Annotated in this window: 23 protein-coding genes; 21 read left to right on the top strand and 2 right to left on the bottom strand. The window is 41.7% G+C overall.

Annotated elements, in window-relative coordinates; translation table 11 throughout:
• The first annotated feature begins 70 nt into the window (after nt 1-70).
• Complete coding sequence (gene rpoC / locus ISX59_RS16740; protein WP_005811389.1) at nt 71-4,354, top strand: DNA-directed RNA polymerase subunit beta'; 4,284 nt, start codon at nt 71-73, stop codon at nt 4,352-4,354.
• Nucleotides 4,355-4,423: 69 nt separating this feature from the next.
• Here the strand turns inward: rpoC and ISX59_RS16735 are convergent, their stop codons facing one another.
• Together ISX59_RS16735 and ISX59_RS16730 are read right to left on the bottom strand one after the other, a co-directional pair.
• Complete coding sequence (locus ISX59_RS16735) at nt 4,424-5,560, bottom strand: acyltransferase (protein WP_220576083.1); 1,137 nt, start codon at nt 5,558-5,560, stop codon at nt 4,424-4,426.
• Between the two features lie 76 nt (nt 5,561-5,636).
• Complete coding sequence (locus tag ISX59_RS16730) at nt 5,637-6,200, bottom strand: Crp/Fnr family transcriptional regulator (RefSeq protein WP_005782174.1); 564 nt, start codon at nt 6,198-6,200, stop codon at nt 5,637-5,639.
• A gap of 191 nt (nt 6,201-6,391) precedes the next feature.
• On the opposite strand from ISX59_RS16730, the gene ISX59_RS16725 reads away from it, so the two are divergent.
• The 20 genes from ISX59_RS16725 (at nt 6,392) to rplE (ending at nt 17,521) form a co-directional block, all read left to right on the top strand.
• The gene (locus ISX59_RS16725; RefSeq protein WP_005791529.1) at nt 6,392-6,637 is read left to right on the top strand and encodes a GlsB/YeaQ/YmgE family stress response membrane protein; all 246 of its coding nucleotides are present in this window, start codon (nt 6,392-6,394) and stop codon (nt 6,635-6,637) included.
• Between the two features lie 62 nt (nt 6,638-6,699).
• Nucleotides 6,700-6,960 carry a YtxH domain-containing protein gene (locus tag ISX59_RS16720; RefSeq protein ID WP_005782178.1) on the top strand — a complete coding sequence of 87 codons (261 nt, stop codon included), beginning with the start codon at nt 6,700-6,702 and terminating at the stop codon, nt 6,958-6,960.
• A 338-nt stretch (nt 6,961-7,298) separates the two neighbouring features.
• On the top strand, nt 7,299-7,604 hold the full coding sequence (locus ISX59_RS16715) for a DUF3467 domain-containing protein (RefSeq protein WP_032539203.1): 306 nt from the start codon (nt 7,299-7,301) through the stop codon (nt 7,602-7,604).
• A 250-nt stretch (nt 7,605-7,854) separates the two neighbouring features.
• Nucleotides 7,855-8,256, top strand: coding sequence for a 30S ribosomal protein S12 (rpsL, locus tag ISX59_RS16710; RefSeq protein ID WP_005675419.1), 402 nt, complete (start codon nt 7,855-7,857; stop codon nt 8,254-8,256).
• A gap of 161 nt (nt 8,257-8,417) precedes the next feature.
• Nucleotides 8,418-8,894: a 30S ribosomal protein S7 gene (gene rpsG / locus ISX59_RS16705; protein WP_005782183.1), complete on the top strand. Its 477-nt coding sequence runs from the start codon at nt 8,418-8,420 to the stop codon at nt 8,892-8,894.
• Nucleotides 8,895-8,947: 53 nt separating this feature from the next.
• On the top strand, nt 8,948-11,065 hold the full coding sequence (gene fusA / locus ISX59_RS16700) for an elongation factor G (protein ID WP_005782185.1): 2,118 nt from the start codon (nt 8,948-8,950) through the stop codon (nt 11,063-11,065).
• 82 nt (nt 11,066-11,147) lie between these two features.
• Nucleotides 11,148-11,453, top strand: a complete 306-nt coding sequence (gene rpsJ / locus ISX59_RS16695) for a 30S ribosomal protein S10 (protein ID WP_005782187.1) — start codon at nt 11,148-11,150, stop codon at nt 11,451-11,453.
• Nucleotides 11,454-11,471: 18 nt separating this feature from the next.
• Nucleotides 11,472-12,089, top strand: coding sequence for a 50S ribosomal protein L3 (gene rplC / locus ISX59_RS16690; RefSeq protein ID WP_005782189.1), 618 nt, complete (start codon nt 11,472-11,474; stop codon nt 12,087-12,089).
• The gene (gene rplD / locus ISX59_RS16685) at nt 12,089-12,715 is read left to right on the top strand and encodes a 50S ribosomal protein L4 (RefSeq protein WP_220576082.1); all 627 of its coding nucleotides are present in this window, start codon (nt 12,089-12,091) and stop codon (nt 12,713-12,715) included. The genes rplC and rplD overlap by 1 nt, the downstream gene beginning before the upstream one ends.
• A gap of 16 nt (nt 12,716-12,731) precedes the next feature.
• Complete coding sequence (gene rplW / locus ISX59_RS16680) at nt 12,732-13,022, top strand: 50S ribosomal protein L23 (protein WP_005782193.1); 291 nt, start codon at nt 12,732-12,734, stop codon at nt 13,020-13,022.
• Nucleotides 13,023-13,027: 5 nt separating this feature from the next.
• Complete coding sequence (gene rplB / locus ISX59_RS16675; RefSeq protein ID WP_005782195.1) at nt 13,028-13,852, top strand: 50S ribosomal protein L2; 825 nt, start codon at nt 13,028-13,030, stop codon at nt 13,850-13,852.
• A 20-nt stretch (nt 13,853-13,872) separates the two neighbouring features.
• Nucleotides 13,873-14,142, top strand: a complete 270-nt coding sequence (rpsS, locus tag ISX59_RS16670) for a 30S ribosomal protein S19 (protein WP_005782197.1) — start codon at nt 13,873-13,875, stop codon at nt 14,140-14,142.
• Nucleotides 14,143-14,177: 35 nt separating this feature from the next.
• Nucleotides 14,178-14,588 carry a 50S ribosomal protein L22 gene (rplV, locus tag ISX59_RS16665; protein ID WP_004291236.1) on the top strand — a complete coding sequence of 137 codons (411 nt, stop codon included), beginning with the start codon at nt 14,178-14,180 and terminating at the stop codon, nt 14,586-14,588.
• A 5-nt stretch (nt 14,589-14,593) separates the two neighbouring features.
• Nucleotides 14,594-15,328 (top strand): 30S ribosomal protein S3, encoded by a 735-nt coding sequence (gene rpsC, locus ISX59_RS16660; RefSeq protein WP_005782201.1) that lies wholly within the window; start codon nt 14,594-14,596, stop codon nt 15,326-15,328.
• A 23-nt stretch (nt 15,329-15,351) separates the two neighbouring features.
• Nucleotides 15,352-15,786, top strand: a complete 435-nt coding sequence (gene rplP / locus ISX59_RS16655; protein WP_005791549.1) for a 50S ribosomal protein L16 — start codon at nt 15,352-15,354, stop codon at nt 15,784-15,786.
• Nucleotides 15,787-15,791: 5 nt separating this feature from the next.
• Nucleotides 15,792-15,989, top strand: coding sequence for a 50S ribosomal protein L29 (gene rpmC, locus ISX59_RS16650; protein ID WP_005782204.1), 198 nt, complete (start codon nt 15,792-15,794; stop codon nt 15,987-15,989).
• A complete protein-coding gene (rpsQ, locus tag ISX59_RS16645) occupies nt 15,986-16,255 on the top strand; it encodes a 30S ribosomal protein S17 (RefSeq protein ID WP_005782206.1) in 270 nt (89 codons plus the stop codon). The genes rpmC and rpsQ overlap by 4 nt, the downstream gene beginning before the upstream one ends.
• A gap of 2 nt (nt 16,256-16,257) precedes the next feature.
• Nucleotides 16,258-16,623: a 50S ribosomal protein L14 gene (gene rplN, locus ISX59_RS16640; RefSeq protein WP_004296340.1), complete on the top strand. Its 366-nt coding sequence runs from the start codon at nt 16,258-16,260 to the stop codon at nt 16,621-16,623.
• A gap of 20 nt (nt 16,624-16,643) precedes the next feature.
• A complete protein-coding gene (gene rplX, locus ISX59_RS16635; RefSeq protein WP_005791554.1) occupies nt 16,644-16,964 on the top strand; it encodes a 50S ribosomal protein L24 in 321 nt (106 codons plus the stop codon).
• Nucleotides 16,964-17,521, top strand: a complete 558-nt coding sequence (gene rplE, locus ISX59_RS16630; protein WP_005782210.1) for a 50S ribosomal protein L5 — start codon at nt 16,964-16,966, stop codon at nt 17,519-17,521. The genes rplX and rplE overlap by 1 nt, the downstream gene beginning before the upstream one ends.
• The last annotated feature ends 4 nt before the right edge of the window (nt 17,522-17,525 follow it).

Here is a 17,525-nt window from a genome sequence, read left to right as displayed (position 1 = left end):
TATTGGCACATTGGCATTAGCCAATCGGCACATTATTTAGTTAATTAGCATATCATATAATTATAAAAGTATGGCTTTTAGAAAAGAAAATAAGATCAAGAGCAATTTCTCGAAAATCTCTATCGGTTTGGCTTCTCCGGAAGAAATCCTTGAGAATTCGAGTGGTGAAGTATTAAAGCCTGAAACCATCAACTATCGTACATACAAACCCGAGCGTGACGGTTTGTTCTGCGAACGTATCTTCGGCCCGATCAAAGACTACGAATGCCATTGCGGTAAATACAAACGTATCCGTTATAAAGGTATTGTCTGCGACCGTTGTGGTGTAGAAGTTACTGAAAAGAAAGTACGTCGCGAACGTATGGGACATATTCAGCTTGTTGTGCCTGTGGCTCACATCTGGTATTTCCGTTCGCTGCCCAATAAGATCGGTTACTTACTGGGTCTTCCCACTAAGAAACTTGATTCTATCATTTACTACGAACGTTATGTTGTCATTCAGCCAGGTGTGAAAGCTGAAGACGGCATTGCCGAATTCGATTTGCTATCGGAAGAAGAATATCTCGATATTCTTGATACTCTTCCCAAAGACAACCAGTATCTGGAAGATACGGATCCTAACAAGTTCATCGCTAAGATGGGTGCCGAAGCGATCTATGATTTGCTTGCACGTCTTGATCTTGATGCGTTGTCATACGAACTGCGCCACCGTGCCGGCAATGATGCTTCGCAGCAACGTAAGAACGAGGCTCTGAAACGTCTTCAGGTGGTGGAGTCGTTCCGTGCATCACGCGGACGCAACAAGCCGGAATGGATGATCGTACGAATTGTACCGGTGATCCCGCCTGAACTTCGTCCATTGGTTCCGTTGGATGGTGGTCGTTTTGCTACATCCGATTTGAATGACCTTTATCGTCGTGTGATTATCCGTAACAACCGTTTGAAACGTTTGATTGAAATTAAGGCTCCTGAAGTGATTCTCCGCAACGAGAAACGTATGCTCCAGGAATCTGTTGATTCATTGTTTGATAACTCACGTAAGTCAAGTGCAGTTAAGACTGATGCCAACCGTCCGTTGAAATCATTGTCAGACAGTTTGAAAGGTAAGCAAGGACGTTTCCGTCAGAACTTGCTGGGTAAACGTGTTGACTATTCAGCTCGTTCGGTAATTGTTGTTGGTCCGGAATTGAGAATGCACGAGTGTGGTATTCCTAAGCTGATGGCTGCCGAGTTGTACAAACCGTTCATTATTCGTAAACTGATTGAGCGCGGTATCGTAAAGACTGTGAAGTCTGCTAAGAAAATTGTAGACCGTAAGGAGCCGGTGATTTGGGATATCCTTGAACACGTAATGAAAGGTCATCCGGTATTGCTGAACCGTGCTCCGACACTTCACCGTTTGGGTATCCAGGCTTTCCAACCCAAAATGATCGAGGGTAAAGCTATCCAGTTACACCCATTGGCATGTACAGCGTTTAATGCCGACTTTGACGGTGACCAAATGGCGGTTCACTTGCCTTTGAGTAACGAAGCAGTGCTTGAAGCCCAAATGTTGATGTTGGCTTCTCACAATATTCTGAATCCTGCTAATGGTGCTCCTATTACTGTTCCTTCACAGGATATGGTGCTTGGTCTGTATTATATTACTAAGCTCCGTAAAGGCGCGAAAGGTGAAGGGCTCACATTCTATGGTCCGGAAGAAGCGTTGATCGCTTATAATGAAGGTAAGGTAGACATCCATGCTCCGGTGAAGGTTATTGTGAAAGACCTTGACGAAAATGGAAACATTGTTGATGTAATGCGTGAAACTTCAGTAGGTCGTGTAATCGTGAACGAGATCGTTCCGCCTGAAGTAGGATATATCAATACTATTATCTCTAAGAAGTCGCTACGTGACATTATTAGTGCCGTAATCAAGGCTTGCGGTGTTGCTAAAACTGCTGATTTCCTTGACGGAATCAAGAATTTGGGTTACAAGATGGCCTTCCAAGGCGGTCTGTCATTCAACTTGGGTGATATTATCATTCCAGAAGAGAAAGAGACACTTGTTCAGAGAGGTTACGATGAAGTTGAGCAAGTGATCAATAACTATAACATGGGTTTCATTACCAATAACGAACGTTACAATCAGGTGATTGATATCTGGACACATGTTAACTCTGAGTTGTCTAACATTTTGATGAAGACTATTTCTTCTGATGATCAGGGTTTCAATTCTGTGTACATGATGCTTGATTCCGGTGCCCGTGGTTCTAAAGAGCAGATTCGTCAGCTTTCCGGTATGCGTGGTTTGATGGCTAAGCCGCAGAAAGCAGGTGCCGAAGGTGGCCAGATCATCGAAAACCCGATTTTGTCGAACTTTAAAGAAGGACTTTCCGTATTGGAGTATTTTATCTCTACCCACGGTGCCCGTAAAGGTTTGGCCGATACCGCATTGAAGACTGCCGATGCCGGATATCTGACTCGTCGTCTGGTAGACGTTTCGCATGATGTTATTATTAATGAAGAGGATTGCGGTACGCTCCGCGGATTGGTTTGTACAGACCTTAAGAACAACGATGAAGTTATCGCTACCTTGTACGAACGCATCCTTGGTCGTGTATCCGTACATGATATCATACATCCCCAGACCGGAGAACTGTTGGTTGCTGGTGGTGAAGAAATTACAGAAGATATCGCTAAGAAGATACAGGAGTCTCCGATCGAAAGTGTTGAAATCCGTTCGGTATTGACTTGCGAATCGAAGAAGGGAGTTTGCGCGAAATGTTACGGCCGTAACCTGGCCACGAACCATATGGTTCAGAAAGGTGAGGCTGTCGGTGTAATTGCTGCCCAGTCTATTGGTGAACCGGGTACACAGTTGACACTGCGTACATTCCATGCCGGTGGTACGGCTGCCAATATCGCAGCTAATGCAAGTATCGTTGCCAAGAACAATGCTCGTTTGGAATTCGAAGAACTTCGTACGGTAGATATTGTCGACGAAACAGGTGAAGCTGCCAAAGTGGTAGTAGGCCGTTTGGCTGAAGTTCGTTTCATCGACGTCAATACGGGTATTGTACTTTCTACACACAACGTTCCTTACGGTTCTACACTTTATGTAGCCGATGGTGAAATAGTAGAAAAAGGTAAACTGATTGCGAAGTGGGACCCGTTCAACGCTGTTATCATTACGGAGGCTACTGGTAAGATCGAATTCGAGGGCGTTATTGAAAACGTTACTTATAAGATTGAGTCGGATGAAGCAACCGGACTTCGTGAAATTATCATTATCGAATCTAAGGATAAAACTAAAGTTCCTTCTGCCCATATTTTGACGGAAGATGGTGACTTGATTCGTACATACAACTTACCTGTGGGTGGACACGTTGTGATCGAAAATGGTCAGAAGGTGAAAGCTGGTGAGGTAATCGTTAAGATTCCGCGTGCCGTAGGTAAGGCTGGTGATATTACCGGTGGTCTTCCTCGTGTTACAGAGTTGTTTGAAGCACGTAACCCGTCGAACCCTGCTGTTGTATCTGAAATAGATGGTGAGGTAACTATGGGTAAGGTGAAACGTGGTAATCGTGAGATCATCGTTACTTCTAAGACTGGTGAAGTGAAGAAATATCTTGTTCCGCTGTCTAAACAGATTCTTGTACAGGAGAACGATTATGTTCGTGCCGGTACTCCGCTGTCTGATGGTGCTACCACTCCGGCTGATATTTTGGCGATCAAAGGTCCTACGGCTGTACAGGAATATATCGTGAATGAAGTTCAGGACGTATACCGTTTGCAGGGTGTGAAGATTAATGATAAGCATTTTGAAATTATCGTTCGTCAGATGATGCGTAAAGTAACTATTGACGAGCCGGGCGATACTCGTTTCCTTGAACAACAGGTTGTCGATAAACTGGAATTCATGGAAGAAAATGATCGTATCTGGGGTAAGAAGGTAGTTGTAGATGCTGGTGATTCTGAAAACTTGAAAGCAGGTCAGATTGTTACTGCCCGTAAGTTGCGTGATGAAAACAGTATGTTGAAACGCCGTGACCTTAAACCGGTTGAAGTGCGTGATGCTGTTGCCGCTACTTCTACTCAGATTCTTCAGGGTATCACTCGTGCTGCATTGCAGACTTCAAGCTTTATGTCAGCTGCTTCCTTCCAGGAAACAACTAAAGTCTTGAACGAAGCTGCCATCAACGGTAAGATAGATAAATTGGAAGGTATGAAGGAGAACGTAATTTGCGGTCACCTCATTCCGGCAGGTACAGGACTGCGCGAATTTGATAAGATCATTGTAGGTTCTAAAGAAGAGTACGATCGTATTTTGGCTAACAAAAAGACTGTGCTTGACTATAATGAAGTAGAATAATACAATTCAATTGACTATAACTGAAAAAGAGCAATTGCCGTAAAGGTGATTGCTCTTTTTTATAGGATGTTATCGTATGAAACGATTGGTTAGTTTACTTTTCGACATTAACCAGACGATAGCGTAGCATGTCAGGAATACGAGACAGGCCATACTGATGATACGTACGATATATGGTAACTGTTCCTTATCCAACAAGTCGTAGGCGACAAATACAAATACGTAGTGGCTCAGGTAAATGCCGAATGTGAGTGATGCCATATGGGATAACCATCGGTTTGAAGGAACCTTTATTTTCTGCACGATTACAAATACTGGGAAGGTCATCATAAACACGTTGATGCCCGCAAAGTACCATACAATTTCCAAATAGGCATAATTGCCCGGGAAGTGGTTCTGTGTGATGACATATCCGTATGAAGTAATCAGATAGCCTACCAGAAACATCGGAATGGTGACGCCCAAGAGTTTCTTCCAACTCCACTTTAGTGGATACCTCGTAAGATAATAGGCCAGTAAAAGATAGCCGATAAATCCTGAGAAATAATAGAAAGTTCCGTAGTCATTCCAATCACATATTCCCCATAAACCCATATTGCCATAGTTGCCTTGATAGCCCAGCATCGGAGCGAACATTTTAACGTAAGGTGCTATTAGACTCACGCCCCAAATGCTTAGGAATAGCTTCAGTTCCTTTTTCGACGCTTTTTCCAACCAACCACTGACAATAGGCATCACCAAATACAGGCCAATCAGCATATAGAGATACCATAATGGAACTGTATCGAAATTGAAGTTAAAGATAAATGTATACAGTTTGATCCACAAAGCCTCCAAACTATGATCCGGCATGGAAATCAATGGATTTTGAGTATTAGGGTTGATGTAGTTCAGATATACGAAATACAGTACAGGTAAGACCAGTGACCAAAAGATTATCGGAGGAATCAGTCTCCCGATCCTCTTCTTGTAAAATGTCCCCATGTCGGTTCGTACGGGAAATAGCAATACACCGGTCATCATAACAAAAATGGGTACACATGGGCGCATCAAGCTACCTAAAAATGTTCCTGTCAGAAACGACTCCCGATTGGCGTCAAATTGCCCGATGAACGCATCGCAGCAGTGCGAAAAAACAACGAAGAAACAGGCGAGCACCCTCAGCAGGTCAATCCAACCTATATTCTCTCTTTTCTTTAATTCCATGATATAATTGATTTAAATGTGTTAAGCGACAAATGTACAACCTATTTTGCTGTCAGCATTTGCTCTACATTAAAAATCACTCTTCCGCCCTTATTTTACTCAGGGTAGGCAAAGTAATGCCCAGATAGGCGGCAATATAACCCAGATTGACCCGGCTGCAGACATCGGGAAGTCTTTCTTTAAGTTTTGCATACCTCTCTCGGGCCGACAATGTCAGCCGTTCTTTATGTTTGCGATGGAGTTCCCGATATCTATTCTGATGAATGACTCTTCCCCAATTAGCCAATTCTATATTTGTTTCGTACAGTTCGATCAGTGTCTTGATGGGGATGGCATAGAGCAGTACATCTTCCAGTGTTTCCACAAACTCTTCACTGGGTTTACCGTAGTATAACTCATCCATGCTGAACACGATATCTCCTTCACACGAAAAAGAAGTCGTAACCTCTTTTCCGTCTACCAGCCAGTACGACCGTGTGATTCCTTTTTCTATGAAATAAGCGTATTTGTGATAGACTCCCTCCCGTATCAGCAGATACCTTTTAGGGAATCGGCACGGAGTCAGCTGTTTCGTCAGTAAATCTATTGTTTCATCAGACATCTCAGACTGCTTTTTTATGTTGTAAATTATATTTTTCATAGAACCTAAGATTATCTTTTCGGCAAAGATAACCCCTTTTTAGTAAGCGCCACAATTTGTTACCCGAAAATCCGATCTGTCTGTACTGCTTGCTTAGGCAGGTTTCTCAATAGTCGTTAATTCCTTCTTTGACTCCCGAACATTTCAGTGCCTATAGCGTTCCTATAACAAAACAATATAAATCAAGCATTATGAATTTTATCTGGTACATTTTGATAGGTATCCTTGCCGGTTATTTTGCCGGTAAGATAATGCGCGGAGGAGGTTTCGGCCTCTTAGTCAATCTCCTGTTAGGGATTATAGGTGGTGTGTTGGGTGGCTGGGTATTTGCCCTTCTCGGGCTGGCAGCAACCGGAATCATCGGTAGTTTGATTACTTCCGTTGTCGGTGCCATTTTATTTCTTTGGATAGCCTCTTTTTTCAGTCGTTCCCGATAGGGAAAACGAGCTTTATTATAGAACGATATTGTTTATTGTGGTTATATAAAAATTAATAGTTTATGGGAAGTGGAAATGCAAAATTCCTGGTGGGACTTGGAATCGGTTCTGCCATCGGTGCGCTGGTTTATCATTTTTCGCGCACAGCGAAAGCTAAGAAATTGAAAAATGATGTGTTCAATGCTCTTCATGAAATAGAGGCAGATGCCGAATTGGCAGTCGTTGAAGCAAAAGAGAAGGCCGTGAAGACAGGTGCTAAAGTGGCCGAAAAGGTGGCTGATAAAGCGACTGAGGTGAAAGATAAGTTGACATCTAACTCTTAATAATGGGTGGTGGTTTATGAACGGTGAACAATGAATAAGATAGCACTATCAAAGTGTACGGAGGTTATTGTTCGCCGTTTATGATTTATAACTGTTCCAGAAATTATTCAGATATCGTTTGAGAACTATATAAGTCTGTTCTTCCTTTCTTAACAATCCGGATGTTCCTGATCTGGCTTCAGGTATTGGATAAAGAAAGAGGGGGAGTTGTTAATAATGGTCTGTTATTGCATGCCTTGCATTCTGTTGAAAAGAGTGTAAGGCATTTGTCTTTACTATAAAACATTATCTGTATATTTGTGCCAGAAGAATTTAGAATAATCAATAATAATTAAAGTATGGAAAATCAGAATCCCGATAATCAGTTGCAAATAGAATTGAAAGAAGAAGTGGCACAGGGCACATATGCTAATTTAGCCATTATCACTCATTCAAGTTCAGAATTTGTGCTCGATTTTGTACGGGTATTACCCGGATTGCCCAAAGCGGGAGTGCAGTCGCGTGTTATTCTTGCTCCCGAACATGCCAAACGTTTACAACGGGCGCTTGAAGAAAATATAGCCAAATACGAGCGTGCGTTCGGTTCGATCCGGTTGCAGGAAGAAGATACTCCACCTATATTGGATATAAAGGGAGAAGCCTGAAGAAAGCAGAAAGGGTGTAGCCATCCGAGGCAATGGGTGTAGCTATCCGGTGGAAAAGGTGTAGCCTTGGTGAGCGGATGGCTACACCCAAATTTCTTTCCATTGAAATGATTTCCGGGAAATAAGCTCTTAAAAATTAAAAAAAAGATGTAGTGCATTGATTATTCAAATATTATTCGTATTTTTGCAGCCCAAAATGTATAGTTACGAAATTAATATAACAATAATATAAATTAAAAAACAATTTAAAATGCCTACAATTCAGCAATTAGTAAGAAAAGGACGCGAAGTGCTGGTGGAGAAAAGTAAATCTCCAGCCTTGGATTCTTGTCCTCAAAGACGTGGCGTTTGCGTGAGAGTATATACAACTACTCCGAAGAAGCCGAACTCTGCAATGCGTAAAGTAGCTCGTGTACGTTTGACTAACCAGAAAGAGGTGAACTCTTACATTCCGGGAGAAGGACACAACTTGCAGGAACACTCAATCGTACTGGTTCGCGGTGGTCGTGTAAAAGACCTTCCGGGTGTACGTTACCACATCGTTCGCGGTACACTCGATACAGCAGGTGTAGCCGGACGTACTCAGAGACGTTCTAAATATGGAGCTAAACGTCCGAAACCGGGACAAGCAGCACCGGCTAAGAAGAAATAATCCGGAGTGATTCCGAATTTGATTTTTTAAATTAAAAGTAATAACTTTCGTTTTAGTTTGTTGGAATAAGCTATAAAAAGGTTGAGTAAATTCCCCGGAGGGGGAGTTGAAGACGTCAAGAAATAGACAACCAAAAACAAAAAACATTATTTTTCAAACAAATGAGAAAAGCAAAACCAAAAAAACGCGTAATCCTTCCGGATCCCGTGTTCAATGACCAGAAGGTTTCTAAATTTGTAAACCATCTGATGTATGACGGAAAGAAGAATACTTCTTATGAAATCTTTTACGCCGCACTGGAAACAGTAAAAACAAAACTTCCTAACGAAGAAAAATCAGCTCTTGAAATCTGGAAAAAAGCGTTGGATAACGTAACTCCTCAAGTAGAAGTAAAATCACGCCGTGTGGGTGGTGCAACTTTCCAGGTTCCTACTGAAATCCGTCCGGACCGTAAAGAATCAATCTCAATGAAGAACTTGATTCTGTTTGCTCGTAAGAGAGGTGGTAAATCTATGGCTGATAAATTGGCTGCTGAAATCATGGATGCATTCAATGAACAAGGCGGTGCTTTCAAACGTAAAGAAGATATGCACAGAATGGCTGAAGCTAACCGTGCATTTGCTCATTTCAGATTCTAATTACTATAAGAAATACCTATTTGATTAAAAACTTAAAGTAAAGGAAAAAGAAAATGGCAAAGAATGATTTACATTTGACTCGTAATATCGGTATCATGGCTCACATTGATGCCGGAAAGACAACAACTTCTGAACGTATCCTGTTCTACACCGGTTTAACTCACAAAATCGGTGAGGTACACGACGGTGCCGCAACAATGGACTGGATGGAGCAGGAGCAGGAACGTGGTATCACTATCACTTCTGCTGCTACAACTACTCGTTGGAAGTATGCTGGTGATACTTATAAAATCAACTTGATTGACACCCCGGGACACGTTGACTTCACTGCTGAAGTAGAACGTTCACTTCGTATTCTTGATGGTGCTGTCGCTGCTTACTGTGCAGTAGGCGGTGTAGAACCTCAGTCAGAGACTGTGTGGCGTCAGGCTGACAAATATAACGTACCGCGTATCGCTTACGTTAACAAAATGGACCGTTCGGGTGCCGACTTCTTTGAAGTAGTTCGCCAGATGAAGGCTGTTTTGGGTGCAAATCCGTGTCCGGTTGTTATTCCTATCGGTGCAGAAGAAAGCTTCAAAGGATTGGTTGACCTGATCAAGATGAAAGCTATCTATTGGCATGATGAAACAATGGGTGCTGACTACACTGTGGAAGAGATCCCGGCTAACCTCGTTGACGAAGCTAACGAATGGAGAGATAAGATGCTTGAAAAAGTTGCTGAATTTGACGATGCTTTGATGGAGAAATATTTCGACGATCCTTCTACTATCACAGAAGAAGAGGTGTTGAGAGCCCTTCGCAATGCAACTGTTCAGATGGCAGTAGTTCCGATGTTGTGCGGCTCTTCATTCAAGAATAAAGGTGTACAGACTTTGCTTGACTATGTTTGTGCTTTCTTGCCTTCTCCGTTGGATACTGAAAATGTAGTTGGTACAAATCCTGATACCGGTGCTGAGGAAGATCGTAAACCGAGCGAAGACGATAAAACTTCAGCTTTGGCATTTAAGATCGCTACTGACCCGTATGTAGGACGTTTGACTTTCTTCCGTGTATACTCTGGTAAGATTGAAGCAGGTTCTTATATCTACAACTCTCGTTCAGGTAAGAAGGAACGTGTTTCTCGTTTGTTCCAGATGCACTCAAATAAGCAAAACCCGGTAGAAGTTATCGGTGCAGGTGATATTGGTGCCGGTGTAGGTTTCAAAGATATTCACACTGGTGATACGCTGTGCGATGAAACAGCTCCGATCGTTCTTGAATCAATGGACTTCCCGGAACCGGTAATCGGTATCGCAGTTGAGCCTAAGACTCAGAAAGATATGGATAAACTGTCTAACGGTTTGGCTAAATTGGCTGAAGAAGACCCGACATTTACAGTGAAAACTGACGAACAAACAGGTCAGACAGTTATTTCCGGTATGGGTGAGCTTCACTTGGATATCATCATCGACCGTCTGAAACGTGAGTTTAAAGTGGAATGTAACCAGGGTAAACCTCAGGTTAACTACAAAGAAGCTATCACGAAGACAGTTAATTTGCGTGAGGTCTATAAGAAACAGTCTGGTGGTCGTGGTAAGTTCGCTGATATTATTGTGAACATCGGCCCGGTTGATGAAGACTTTACTCAAGGTGGCCTGCAATTCGTTGATGAAGTGAAGGGTGGTAACATTCCTAAGGAATTCATTCCTTCAGTTCAGAAAGGTTTCCAGACTGCGATGAAGAATGGTGTATTGGCCGGCTATCCGCTGGATTCATTGAAAGTGACTTTGGTCGATGGTTCATTCCACCCGGTTGACTCTGACCAGTTGTCTTTCGAAATCTGTGCTATCCAGGCATATAAGAATGCTTGTGCTAAGGCAGGTCCTGTATTGATGGAACCTATCATGAAACTGGAAGTCGTTACTCCGGAAGAAAACATGGGTGACGTTATCGGTGACTTGAACAAACGCCGTGGCCAAGTTGAAGGTATGGAATCAAGCCGTTCTGGAGCCCGTATCGTGAAAGCAATGGTTCCGTTGGCTGAAATGTTCGGTTATGTAACTGCGTTGCGTACCATCACTTCTGGTCGTGCAACTTCATCAATGGTTTACTCTCACCACGCTCAGGTTTCTAACTCTATTGCTAAGGCAGTATTGGAAGAAGTAAAAGGACGTGCTGATTTACTCTAAAAATATCTTAAGCAGCAGGCTAGCGAATGACTCTTAGCCTGCCGCTTTATCTTATTTATAAATTTATTAATTAAAAGAACTAATGAGTCAGAAAATTAGAATTAAACTGAAATCTTACGACCACAACTTGGTTGACAAATCAGCTGAGAAGATCGTTAGAACAGTGAAGGCTACCGGTGCTATTGTTAGCGGACCGATTCCCCTTCCGACGCACAAGCGTATCTTTACAGTGAACCGCTCTACTTTCGTTAACAAAAAATCAAGAGAGCAGTTTGAACTTTCTTCATTCAAGAGACTGATTGATATCTATAGCTCAACAGCTAAGACTGTAGATGCTCTGATGAAGTTGGAGTTACCGAGTGGTGTAGAAGTAGAAATTAAAGTGTAGTATTTAAAAATTAGTGAAATGCCAGGATTATTAGGAAAAAAAATCGGAATGACATCCGTTTTCAGTGCCGATGGTAAGAATGTACCATGCACTGTTATCGAAGCAGGTCCTTGTGTTGTTACTCAGGTAAAGACCGTAGAAAAAGATGGCTATGCAGCCGTTCAGTTGGGTTTCCAGGACAAAAAGGAAAAACATACAACTAAACCGTTGATGGGTCACTTTAAAAAGGCTGGAGTAACACCGAAGAGACACTTGGCCGAGTTCAAGGAATTTGAAAACGAGTTAAATCTGGGTGATACTGTTACAGTAGAACTGTTCGACGGCGCAGACTATGTAGACGTTGTTGGTACTTCTAAAGGTAAAGGCTTCCAGGGTGTAGTTAAAAGACATGGCTTTGGTGGTGTAGGTCAATCTACTCACGGTCAGCACAACCGTGCCCGTAAACCGGGTTCTATCGGTGCATGTTCGTATCCTGCAAAAGTATTCAAAGGAATGCGCATGGGCGGACAAATGGGTGGCGACAGAGTTACTGTTCAAAACTTACAGGTATTAAAAGTAATCGCGGAACACAATCTTCTTTTGATCAAGGGTTCTGTACCGGGTTGCAAAGGTTCAATCGTATTAATTGAAAAATAATGGAAGTTAACGTATATAACATTAAAGGTGAAGACACTGGAAGAAAGGTTACGTTAAACGAATCTATCTTCGGAATTGAGCCCAATGACCACGCTATCTATCTGGACGTAAAGCAATTTATGGCTAACCAGCGTCAGGGTACTCACAAGTCAAAAGAGAGAAGCGAAATCAGCGGATCTACTCGTAAAATCGGTCGTCAGAAAGGTGGTGGCGGTGCTCGTCGTGGTGACATGAATTCACCGGTGCTCGTAGGTGGTGGACGTGTATTTGGTCCGAAACCGAGAGACTACTACTTCAAACTGAATAAAAAAGTTAAGACATTAGCTCGTAAGTCAGCTTTGTCGTATAAAGCTCTAGACAACGCAATCGTAGTGGTGGAAGACTTCAACTTTGAGGCTCCAAAGACTAAGGTTTTCGTTGAAATGATAAAAAATCTTAAAGTTTCTGACAAAAAACTGCTTGTAGTTTTACCAGAAGCAAATAAAAATGTATATTTGTCAGCTCGTAACATCGAAGGTGCTAACGTTCAGACTATCTCAGGATTAAATACTTACAGAGTATTGAATGCTGGGGTTGTTGTGCTTACCGAAAGCTCTTTGAAGGCTATTGACAATATCTTAATCTAAAAAGGAGGCTTAAATAATGGGAATTATTATTAAACCGTTGGTGACAGAGAAAATGACTGCGATAACTGATAAGCTGAATCGTTTCGGCTTTATCGTGCGTCCTGAAGCTAATAAATTGGAAATTAAGAGTGAAGTTGAAGCCCTTTATAATGTTACGGTAGTTGATGTAAATACTGTGAAGTATGCTGGCAAAAATAAGAGCCGTTATACAAAAGCAGGTATCATCAATGGTCGTACGAATGCTTACAAAAAAGCAATCGTGACATTGAAAGAAGGAGATACTATTGATTTTTATAGCAATATTTAATAAAAATGGCAGTACGTAAATTTAAGCCCACTACACCGGGGCAAAGACATAAGATTATTGGTACTTTCGAGGAAATTACTGCATCAGTACCAGAAAAGTCGCTTGTATATGGTAAAAAATCATCTGGCGGTCGTAACAGCGAAGGTAAGATGACAATGCGCTACATGGGTGGTGGCCATAGAAAAGTGATCAGAATTGTCGATTTCAAAAGAAATAAAGACGGTGTTCCGGCAGTTGTAAAAACGATCGAATACGATCCGAACCGTTCGGCTCGTATCGCTTTGTTGTTTTATGCTGATGGTGAAAAAAGATATATTATTGCTCCCAATGGATTGCAAGTTGGTGCGACTTTGATGTCCGGAGAGAATGCGGCGCCTGAGATTGGTAATGCACTTCCGCTTCAGAATATCCCGGTCGGTACAGTAATTCATAATATTGAATTGCGTCCGGGTCAGGGTGCTGCTCTGGTTAGATCAGCAGGAAACTTCGCTCAGCTGACTTCAAGAGAAGGTAAATACTGTGTAATTAAATTGCCTTCAGGTGAAGTAAGACAAATACTTAGCACTTGTAAAGCTACTATCGGTAGCGTTGGTAACTCAGATCATGGATTGGAAAGCTCAGGTAAGGCTGGACGCTCTCGTTGGCAAGGCCGTCGTCCTCGTAACCGTGGTGTTGTTATGAACCCGGTTGATCACCCGATGGGTGGTGGTGAAGGACGTGCTTCCGGAGGTCACCCAAGATCTCGTAAGGGATTGTATGCTAAGGGACTTAAGACTAGAGCTCCGAAGAAACAATCGTCTAAGTACATTATTGAGAGAAGAAAAAAGTAATCTGATTAATTGAGTAAACTATGAGTCGTTCATTAAAAAAAGGTCCATATATTAACGTAAAACTCGAAAAGAAAGTGCTTGCTATGAATGAATCAGGCAAGAAAGTTGTCGTTAAGACTTGGTCCAGAGCTTCAATGATTTCGCCTGATTTTGTAGGCCATACAGTTGCAGTTCACAACGGAAATAAATTTATTCCTGTATATGTTACCGAAAATATGGTAGGTCACAAGTTGGGTGAATTCGCTCCAACTCGTACATTCAGAGGACACGCTGGTAACAAGAAAAAATAACAGGATTTATCTGAAATAATAAAGTAATAAATATAATGGGAGCAAGAAAAAAAATATCGGCTGAAAAGAGAAAAGAAGCCCTTAAAACCATGTATTTTGCTAAATTGCAAAATGTTCCTACTTCTCCTCGCAAAATGCGTCTCGTGGCTGACATGATTCGTGGGATGGAAGTGAACAGAGCACTTGGCGTTTTGAAGTTTTCTTCAAAAGAAGCAGCTGCAAGAGTGGAAAAATTATTGCGCTCTGCAATTGCTAACTGGGAGCAGAAAAACGAACGTAAAGCTGAAAGTGGCGAATTATTCGTAACGAAGATTTTTGTTGATGGTGGTGCTACACTCAAAAGAATGAGACCGGCTCCGCAGGGAAGAGGATACAGAATTCGCAAACGTTCAAATCACGTAACATTGTTCGTTGGTTCTAAAAGTAATAACGAAGATCAAAATTAAGGTAGATGGGACAAAAAGTTAATCCAATAAGCAACCGTTTAGGAATTATCAGAGGATGGGATTCTAACTGGTATGGTGGAAATGATTACGGTGACTCTTTGCTGGAAGATAGCAAGATCCGTAAATATCTTAATGCAAGACTTGCGAAAGCAAGTGTATCAAGAATCGTAATTGAACGTACGCTGAAGCTCGTTACTATTACTGTTTGCACTGCTCGTCCGGGTATTATTATCGGTAAAGGTGGCCAGGAAGTTGATAAGTTAAAAGAAGAGTTGAAGAAGGTTACCGACAAAGATATTCAAATCAATATCTTTGAAGTGAAAAGACCGGAACTGGATGCTGTGATTGTTGCTAATAACATCGCTCGTCAGGTAGAAGGTAAAATTGCCTATCGCCGCGCCATTAAGATGGCTATCGCAAATACTATGCGTATGGGTGCTGAAGGTATCAAAATTCAGATTTCAGGACGTTTGAATGGAGCTGAAATGGCCCGTTCTGAAATGTATAAGGAAGGAAGAACTCCGTTACACACTTTCAGAGCAGATATCGACTATTGCCATGCTGAAGCATTGACAAAAGTAGGTCTTCTCGGTATTAAAGTTTGGATTTGTAGAGGTGAAGTTTTTGGTAAGAGAGAATTGGCTCCGAACTTTACACAAAGCAAAGAAAGTGGTCGTGGAAACAATGGTGGAAACAACGGCGGCGGAAAGAACTTCAAAAGAAAGAAAAATAATCGCTAAACGAATTTGAATTTTAGGAAACTATGTTACAACCGAAAAAGACAAAATTCAGAAGACAACAAAAAGGTCGCGCTAAAGGTAATGCACAAAGAGGCAACCAGCTCGCTTTTGGTTCTTTTGGTATTAAGGCTTTAGAAACTAAATGGATCACAGGCCGACAGATTGAAGCTGCTCGTATTGCAGTGACAAGATATATGCAACGTCAGGGACAGATTTGGATTCGTATTTTCCCGGATAAACCGATTACTAGAAAACCTGCTGATGTACGTATGGGTAAAGGTAAGGGTAGCCCCGAAGGATTCGTGGCTCCGGTTACACCAGGTAGAATTATTATTGAAGCTGAAGGAGTATCTTACGAGATCGCGAAAGAAGCATTGCGTTTGGCAGCTCAGAAACTTCCGATTACTACGAAGTTTGTCGTGAGACGTGATTATGATATTCAAAATCAAAATGCGTAAGGTTTATGAAAATTGCAGAAATTAAAGAAATGTCTACCAATGATTTGGTAGAAAGAGTAGAAGCAGAAGTGGTTAATTACAACCAAATGGTTATCAATCATTCTATTTCTCCTTTGGAAAATCCTGCGCAGATCAAACAATTACGCAGGACGATTGCGCGTATGAGAACAGAGTTACGCCAAAGAGAACTTAACAATAAATGATCAGCTTGATGGAAGCAAGAAATTTAAGAAAAGAAAGAACAGGGGTTGTGCTGAGCAATAAAATGGATAAAACCGTTACAGTTGCTGCTAAGTTCAAGGAAAAACACCCTATATATGGTAAGTTCGTTAGCAAAACGAAGAAGTACCATGCTCACGATGAAAAGAATGAATGCAATGTAGGTGATACTGTACGCATCATGGAAACTCGTCCTTTGAGCAAGACTAAAAGATGGAGATTAGTAGAAATAATTGAAAGAGCTAAGTAATTATGATACAAGTAGAATCCAGACTTACAGTATGTGACAACAGTGGAGCTAAAGAAGCCCTGTGTATCCGTGTATTGGGCGGAACAGGTCGTCGCTACGCTTCAGTGGGGGATGTTATTGTCGTTTCTGTAAAGAGCGTCATCCCTTCAAGTGATGTTAAAAAGGGTGCAGTGTCAAAAGCTTTGATCGTACGTACTAAGAAAGAAATCCGTCGTCCCGATGGTTCTTATATACGTTTTGATGATAATGCTTGCGTGTTGTTGAATAATGCAGGTGAAATTAGAGGTAGTCGTATTTTCGGTCCTGTAGCAAGAGAACTTCGTGCTACAAACATGAAAGTTGTGTCACTTGCGCCTGAGGTACTTTAATTTTGTAAAAGATTTAAGTAATGAGTAAATTACATATTAAAAAAGGCGATACAGTTTACGTAAATGCTGGTGAAGACAAAGGTAAAACTGGTCGTGTATTGAAGGTTCTTGTTAAAGAAGGACGTGCAATAGTTGAAGGTATCAACATGGTATCTAAAAGCACAAAACCGAATGCAAAGAACCCGCAGGGTGGTATAGTTAAGCAGGAAGCTCCTATCCACATTTCAAACTTGAATCCGGTTGATCCAAAAACTGGTAAAGCAACGCGTGTTGGTAGAAAAGTAAGTTCTGAAGGAACTTTAGTGCGTTATTCTAAAAAATCAGGAGAGGAGATTAAGTAATGAGTAATACTGCAAGCCTTAAGAAAGAATATGCAGAGCGCATTGCTCCTGCATTAAAGTCACAATTCCAGTATTCTTCTACAATGCAGGTACCCGTACTTAAGAAGATTGTTATCAATCAGGGGTTGGGTATGGCTGTTGCTGACAAGAAGATTATCGAAGTGGCAATCAACGAAATGACAGCTATCACCGGTCAGAAGGCCGTAGCTACTATTTCGCGTAAAGATATCGCTAACTTTAAGTTGCGTAAGAAAATGCCGATCGGAGTTATGGTAACTCTGCGTCGTGAAAGAATGTACGAATTCCTGGAAAAATTGGTTCGCGTGGCTCTGCCGCGTATCCGTGACTTCAAAGGTATTGAAACTAAGTTCGATGGTAAGGGTAACTATACCCTTGGTATTCAGGAACAAATCATTTTCCCTGAAATTAATATCGATAGTATTACCAGAATTCTCGGAATGAATATTACCTTTGTAACCTCTGCGCAAACAGATGAAGAAGGTTATGCCTTATTGAAAGAATTCGGTTTACCGTTTAAAAACGCTAAAAAAGACTGATAAA

The sequence above is a fragment of the Bacteroides sp. FSHCM14E1 genome (genome assembly GCF_019633785.1).
In the GTDB taxonomy this organism is placed as follows: domain Bacteria; phylum Bacteroidota; class Bacteroidia; order Bacteroidales; family Bacteroidaceae; genus Bacteroides; species Bacteroides hominis.
The sequence above is the reverse complement of the archived record's forward strand: the minus strand, read 5'-3'. Positions and strand labels throughout refer to the sequence as shown.

Excerpts from the sequence above, each read along its gene's own strand:
- ISX59_RS16715 (WP_032539203.1), top strand. The coding sequence starts at position 7,299 with ATGGAAAATCAGAATCCCGATAATCAGTTGCAAATAGAATTGAAAGAA.
- rpsJ (WP_005782187.1), top strand. The coding sequence starts at position 11,148 with ATGAGTCAGAAAATTAGAATTAAACTGAAATCTTACGACCACAACTTG.
- rpoC (WP_005811389.1), top strand. The coding sequence starts at position 71 with ATGGCTTTTAGAAAAGAAAATAAGATCAAGAGCAATTTCTCGAAAATC.
- rplP (WP_005791549.1), top strand. The coding sequence starts at position 15,352 with ATGTTACAACCGAAAAAGACAAAATTCAGAAGACAACAAAAAGGTCGC.
- rplB (WP_005782195.1), top strand. The coding sequence starts at position 13,028 with ATGGCAGTACGTAAATTTAAGCCCACTACACCGGGGCAAAGACATAAG.
- rplN (WP_004296340.1), top strand. The coding sequence starts at position 16,258 with ATGATACAAGTAGAATCCAGACTTACAGTATGTGACAACAGTGGAGCT.
- rpsG (WP_005782183.1), top strand. The coding sequence starts at position 8,418 with ATGAGAAAAGCAAAACCAAAAAAACGCGTAATCCTTCCGGATCCCGTG.
- ISX59_RS16730 (WP_005782174.1), bottom strand. The coding sequence starts at position 6,200 with ATGAAAAATATAATTTACAACATAAAAAAGCAGTCTGAGATGTCTGAT.
- rpsC (WP_005782201.1), top strand. The coding sequence starts at position 14,594 with ATGGGACAAAAAGTTAATCCAATAAGCAACCGTTTAGGAATTATCAGA.
- rplV (WP_004291236.1), top strand. The coding sequence starts at position 14,178 with ATGGGAGCAAGAAAAAAAATATCGGCTGAAAAGAGAAAAGAAGCCCTT.
- fusA (WP_005782185.1), top strand. The coding sequence starts at position 8,948 with ATGGCAAAGAATGATTTACATTTGACTCGTAATATCGGTATCATGGCT.
- rpsQ (WP_005782206.1), top strand. The coding sequence starts at position 15,986 with ATGATCAGCTTGATGGAAGCAAGAAATTTAAGAAAAGAAAGAACAGGG.
- rplD (WP_220576082.1), top strand. The coding sequence starts at position 12,089 with ATGGAAGTTAACGTATATAACATTAAAGGTGAAGACACTGGAAGAAAG.
- rplC (WP_005782189.1), top strand. The coding sequence starts at position 11,472 with ATGCCAGGATTATTAGGAAAAAAAATCGGAATGACATCCGTTTTCAGT.
- ISX59_RS16725 (WP_005791529.1), top strand. The coding sequence starts at position 6,392 with ATGAATTTTATCTGGTACATTTTGATAGGTATCCTTGCCGGTTATTTT.
- rplW (WP_005782193.1), top strand. The coding sequence starts at position 12,732 with ATGGGAATTATTATTAAACCGTTGGTGACAGAGAAAATGACTGCGATA.
- ISX59_RS16720 (WP_005782178.1), top strand. The coding sequence starts at position 6,700 with ATGGGAAGTGGAAATGCAAAATTCCTGGTGGGACTTGGAATCGGTTCT.
- rplE (WP_005782210.1), top strand. The coding sequence starts at position 16,964 with ATGAGTAATACTGCAAGCCTTAAGAAAGAATATGCAGAGCGCATTGCT.
- rpmC (WP_005782204.1), top strand. The coding sequence starts at position 15,792 with ATGAAAATTGCAGAAATTAAAGAAATGTCTACCAATGATTTGGTAGAA.
- rplX (WP_005791554.1), top strand. The coding sequence starts at position 16,644 with ATGAGTAAATTACATATTAAAAAAGGCGATACAGTTTACGTAAATGCT.
- rpsL (WP_005675419.1), top strand. The coding sequence starts at position 7,855 with ATGCCTACAATTCAGCAATTAGTAAGAAAAGGACGCGAAGTGCTGGTG.
- rpsS (WP_005782197.1), top strand. The coding sequence starts at position 13,873 with ATGAGTCGTTCATTAAAAAAAGGTCCATATATTAACGTAAAACTCGAA.
- ISX59_RS16735 (WP_220576083.1), bottom strand. The coding sequence starts at position 5,560 with ATGGAATTAAAGAAAAGAGAGAATATAGGTTGGATTGACCTGCTGAGG.